The sequence below is a fragment of the Salipiger mucosus DSM 16094 genome, from assembly GCF_000442255.1.
Taxonomy (GTDB): domain Bacteria; phylum Pseudomonadota; class Alphaproteobacteria; order Rhodobacterales; family Rhodobacteraceae; genus Salipiger; species Salipiger mucosus.
This window is the reverse complement of record NZ_KE557294.1, coordinates 1-5,082: the sequence shown is the minus strand read 5'-3', so window position 1 is coordinate 5,082 and position 5,082 is coordinate 1. Positions and strand designations below refer to the sequence as shown.

Sequence of the window (5,082 nt, the reverse complement as noted above, 5' to 3'; positions counted from 1 at the left end):
CGCTCGCCGCCGAGATGTACATCGACGTGCCGCTCGACGATCACACGCCGGTGGCGCCCTACGGCACGATGTACTGGTTCCGGCTGGACGCGCTGCGCAAGATGTTCGACTGGCGCTGGAAGTGGACCGACTACAACGCCGAGCCGCATCACATCGACGGCGGCGTCGCCCACGTGCAGGAGCGGCTGATCGGCTACGCGGTGCACGACCGCGGCTACCGCATCGTGCAGGTGATGCAGCCGCGGCGCGCGGCGCAGGACTATGCCCGGCTGGAATACAAGGCGCAGATGTACGCGGCCCACTGCTCGTCGAACAACGTGGTCGACCAGAAGCTGGAACTGGACACGCGCGGCCTGCCGCTGCGCCGCGCCCTCTACCGCTCGCTGCGCGATGTCTACGGGCGCACGCTCTCGCGCTATCCGGCCACGCGTCCCTTTCTCCGGCCCTTGAAGAGCGTCGCGCTGCAACTGCTCATGCTGCGCGGCTGAGCCGGCCCGGGCCGGCTCAGGCCGGGGTCGACGCCTTGGAGCCGTGGGTGCCGCCCTGCCCCTGCGAGACGAAGTCCGAGGGCGTCAGGTCGTTCTCGAAGAGATGGGTGAAGCGCTGCTCCCGCACCCGGCGGACCGCGGCGGGATCGACCTCGTGCGGCAGGCAGCCGCGCTGCCCGGCGATCCAGGCGATGATCGGGGCGACGTTGCCGAGCTCCATCCAGATCGGCTCCATCCGGAAGGACCCGAAGGCGACATGGCTCGCCGAGACCCCGCAGAGCGCGAAGAAGTTCGTCGTGTCGCCGCGCCTGGGCAGCATCACCCAGGCGGGGATGGAATAGCGCAGCGGCTCGCCCCCGGACATGAACATGCCCTCGCGGACCACGTTGGTCATCTCGCGGTTGGCCATCCAGGAGACCGGCTTGCAGTCGAGGAAATAGCGCCCCTCGCAGACCTCCTCGTCCTTGCCCACGCCGCCGCCCTCGACGTGGTGCTGGGTGAAGGTGTTCTCGCCCATCAGGCGCCGGCCCTCGCGGACGTAGACCTCGGGCGGCAGGTGGCCGCTGTCCGTGTACTCGTCGCCGGGCAGGCCGAAGTCCGAGAAGAAGGCGCGCACCGCCACCGGCACCGCGGGATCGTTCTGGATGAACCACAGGATCGCCTGCGTGTAGCGCCGGAAGGCCTCGGTCATCCCGGCGCGCGTCTCGTGCGAGGCCTCGGCCCAGCCGTCGGTCAGCGCCGGGTTGTTGATCGGCGCCAGCGGGCCCGAGTTCATGTCCCACTTGCCGTTGGGCAGCTCGGCGAGGTTGAAGTAGGCCGACTTGAAGGTGGTGCCCATGTTGCGGTGCCAGGTCGAGCGCACCGCCGCCGAGCCCAGGTCCCGGGCGAGCTCGCGGAAGATGTCGAAGGCGGAGAAGTCGAAATCCTCGGGCCGCTCGATCGGCACCCGCAGGTGCGGCACGTTGATGTTGGTCAGCGTGGGCCGGATGCAGTAGCTCTGCACGCGCCGGTCGGCGCTGCCCAGGGGCAGGTTGCTGGGCGGATCGACCCAGGGGCGGAAGCTGTCGCCGACCTTGGGCGAGATGCGCCGCCCGCCGCCCCAGGGCAGCAGCGAGCGCGAGCGCTGCCGGCCGGCCCAGGGCTCGTCGAACTCGTCGCGGCTTTCGCGCCCGAGACGGTACGAGACGAAGGCCATGGCCATCAGGTCGCCCTCGTAGGAGGCGTCCATCCACCAGTCCGCCGCGAGCACCGTGCCGTCCGACAGACGCGCCTGCGAGATGGTCCGCCCGCTGCGCCGGACCTCCTCGATGCGGGTGTCGCGCAGCACCTCGACCCCGGCCTCGTCGAGCATCGTCCGGAAGATCGCGCCGGCCACCTTGCTCTCGATCCGCGAGGGCAGGAAATGGGTGCCGTAGTGCATCCGGGCGCGGATGAAGAACTCGCGCGAGACGCCGGTGATCCAGCTCTTGCCGACCGCGTCCGTCGCGTTGAGCCCCGAGGTCATCATCCCGCCGACCTGCGGCCCGCTCTCGACGATGGTCACCGAAAAGCCGAGCCGGGCCGCGGCGACCGCCGCGATGATCCCCGCCGGCGTCGCCCGGAAGATCGCGATATCAACGTTTTTCAAAGTCATCCCACCGTCCGAAAATCACATTGACCTTATCGCATATGGCGCAGGCCGGAAAAGTTCTTTCCCGCGCGGCAGAGCAGCGCAGTCCCTCTCTTTCGGGATGGCCGGAAACCTCCCCCCGGCGCTACCCCGTCCCGGGAGGGCGCGGCCCGCCTCAGCCGCGGGCCTTGGTCAGATCGTCGATCGCGCGCAGCCCGGCCAGCATCGGGCCGAGCCGGTCCACCGGCACCATGTTGGGCCCGTCCGAGGGCGCGCGGTCCGGGTCCTCGTGGGTCTCGACGAAGAGCGCGGCCGCGCCCACCGCCACGGCGGCGCGGGCCAGCGGCTCGACGAACTCGCGCTGGCCGCCCGAGGTGGCCCCCTGCCCGCCCGGCAGCTGCACCGAGTGGGTGGCGTCGAAGACCACCGGCCAGCCGGTGCCGGCCATGATCGGCAGCGCGCGGAAATCGCTCACCAGCATGTTGTAGCCGAAGCTCGCGCCGCGCTCGCAGAGCAGGATGCGGCGGTTGCCGGTCGAGGCGATCTTGTCGGCGACATTGGCCATGTCCCAGGGCGCGAGGAACTGGCCCTTCTTGACGTTGACCGCCGCCCCGCTCTCGCCCGCCGCCAGCAGCAGGTCGGTCTGGCGCGACAGGAAGGCGGGGATCTGCAGCACGTCCACCGCCTGGGCCACCGGCGCGCAGTGGTCCGGGGCATGCACGTCGGTCAGCACCGGCACGTCGAACTCGGCGCCGATCTTCGACAGGATGGTGAGCCCCGCCTCCATCCCCAGCCCGCGCGCGCCCGAGAGCGAGGAGCGGTTGGCCTTGTCGTAGCTGCCCTTGAAGATCCAGGGCACGCCCGCCGCCGCCGCGGCCTCGGCGATGCGGCCGGCCAGCATCCGCGCGTGGTCGAGCCCCTCGAGCTGGCAGGGCCCCGCGATCAGCACGAAGGGCGCGGTGTTGGACACGGTCAGCGATCCGATGGCGACCTCGGTCATGCGATCCCCTCCTCGGCGAGGACGGCCTCGATGCGGGCCACGTCCACGGGGTTGTTGAGTTCCCAGAAGAGCCGGCCGCGGGCCTCGACGGGCACGCAGCGCACCGGAAGGCCGTTTTCCAGGAAACGAAGCTGTTCGAGCCCCTCGGCCCGCTCCAGCGGCCCCTCGGGCCAGCCGGCGTAGCGCCGCAGCGCGCCGGGGGTATAGGCGTAGACGCCGACGTGGTGCCAGACCTCGGGCGGCGCGGCGAGATCGCCGACGAAGGGCAGCACCTCCTTGGAGAAGTAGAGCGCGCTGCCGTCGGCGCGCATCACCGCGGTGGTGCCCCCCACCCGGCCCTCGCGCCGGTCGGTCACGAAGTTCTCGAGCGTGCGCGCGTCGCAGCGCAGCACCGGGGTGGCCATGCCGGTGCCGCCCGGCTCCGCCGTCTCCATCGCCCCGGCCAGCGCCTCGAGGAACCACGGCGGGGTGAGCGGCGCGTCGCCCTGCAGGTTGAGCACGACGCGCGGCTCGGTCTCCAGCTGGGCCAGCCCCTCGGCGCAGCGCTCGGTGCCGTTGCGCGCCCGCGACGAGGTCATCAGCACCCCGGCGCCGAAGCCGCGCGCCTCCTCGGCGATGCGGTCGTCGTCGGTCAGCACGTAGACGGCATCGATGCCGCGCACCGCGCAGGCGGCCTCCCAGCTGCGCCGGATCAGGCTCTTGGCCTGCCCGGTGGCGCCGCGCAGCGGCACCAGCGGCTTGCCGGGATAGCGCGTCGAGGCGTGGCGCGCGGGAATGAAGACGACCCGGTCCATCATGCCACCCCCAGCCGCAGCGCGTCGTGGATATGCACCAGCCCCACCAGCCGGGCCTCCTCGTCGACGGCGAAGAGCGCGCTGATCTTGTGGGCGTTCATCACCGCCAGCGCCTCGGTCAGGAAGGCGTCGGGGGCGATGGTGCGGGGATGGGGCGTCGCCACGTCGCCGGCGCGGCGCTCCATCAGCCCGGCGAGGTTGCGCCGCAGGTCGCCGTCGGTGATGACGCCCTCCAGGCGCCCCTCCGCGACCACCGCGGCGACGCCGAAGCCCTTGGCCGACATCTCGACCAGCGCCTCGCCCATGGCGGTGCCCGGGGCGACCACCGGCAGCTCGGCGCCGCGGTGCATGACCGCCGAGACCCGCAGCAGCTGCGCGCCCAGGGTGCCGCCGGGATGCATCGCGAGGAAGGACTCGCGGTCGAAGCCGCGGTGCTGCATCAGCGCCACCGCCAGCGCGTCGCCCAGGGCCATGGCCATGGTGGTCGAGGTGGTGGGCGCCATGCCGATGGCGCAGGCCTCCGGCGCGTCGGGCAGCAGCAGCAGCCGCGAGGCGGCGCGCGCCAGCGTGCTGCCGGCGCGCTTGGTCATGGCCACCAGCGGGATGCCGAAGCGCGTGCAGTGGGCCAGGATGTCGGCCAGCTCGCGCGTCTCGCCCGAGTTGGAGATCGCCAGCACCGCGTCGGCGCGGGTGATCATCCCAAGGTCGCCGTGGCTGGCCTCGCCCGGGTGCACCGCCTGCGCCGGGGTGCCGGTCGAGGCGAGGGTGGCGGCGATCTTGTTCGCCACGTGGCCCGACTTGCCCATGCCGGTGACGACGATCCGCCCCGGCACCTGCAGCAGGTCCGAGACGACGGCGTCGAAGTCGGCGGGCAGCTCGCGGGCCAGCCGGTCGAGGGCGCGCGCCTCGGTGTCGAGCACCTGGCGCGCGGTCTCGGTGAAGGAAGGGGTCATGGGGCGTGGGGCCTCGTCTGTCATGGCGCGAGTGATAGAGGGCGCGGGCGGCGCTGTCCAACCCGCCCGGCCCGCGCGCGCGACCTTTCGCATGCGAAAGGTTTCCCGGTCTCAGCGCCGCCGGCGCAGCCAGCCCAGGAAGGCGCGGTCGGGGTCCCGCAGGCGCGGCGCGCCGGTCTCGGCCCAGACCGCGGCCCATTCGGCGACGAGCGCGTGCACGTCGGCGCCGGGCGCCAGC

General features: G+C 72.3%; 5 protein-coding genes. 1 reads left to right on the top strand and 4 read right to left on the bottom strand.

The genetic code is table 11. The features are described from left to right. Positions 1–488, top strand: a 488-nt coding sequence (locus SALMUC_RS27035; protein WP_037373084.1) for a rhamnan synthesis F family protein, incomplete at its 5' end; no start/stop codon positions are given. A 16-nt stretch (positions 489–504) separates the two neighbouring features. Here SALMUC_RS27035 and SALMUC_RS27030 read toward each other — a convergent pair. From SALMUC_RS27030 to SALMUC_RS27015, 4 genes are all read right to left on the bottom strand, one after another. Next, on the bottom strand, positions 505–2,121 hold the full coding sequence (locus tag SALMUC_RS27030) for an FAD-dependent oxidoreductase (RefSeq protein ID WP_020041589.1): 1,617 nt from the start codon (positions 2,119–2,121) through the stop codon (positions 505–507). A 151-nt stretch (positions 2,122–2,272) separates the two neighbouring features. Beyond that, a complete protein-coding gene (gene kdsA, locus SALMUC_RS27025) occupies positions 2,273–3,097 on the bottom strand; it encodes a 3-deoxy-8-phosphooctulonate synthase (RefSeq protein ID WP_020041588.1) in 825 nt (274 codons plus the stop codon). Next, positions 3,094–3,891, bottom strand: a complete 798-nt coding sequence (locus SALMUC_RS27020) for a 3-deoxy-manno-octulosonate cytidylyltransferase (protein ID WP_020041587.1) — start codon at positions 3,889–3,891, stop codon at positions 3,094–3,096. The genes kdsA and SALMUC_RS27020 overlap by 4 nt, the downstream gene beginning before the upstream one ends. After that, positions 3,891–4,844, bottom strand: a complete 954-nt coding sequence (locus SALMUC_RS27015) for a KpsF/GutQ family sugar-phosphate isomerase (protein ID WP_020041586.1) — start codon at positions 4,842–4,844, stop codon at positions 3,891–3,893. Before SALMUC_RS27015 ends, SALMUC_RS27020 begins: the two co-directional genes overlap by 1 nt. Positions 4,845–5,082: the final 238 nt, after the last annotated feature.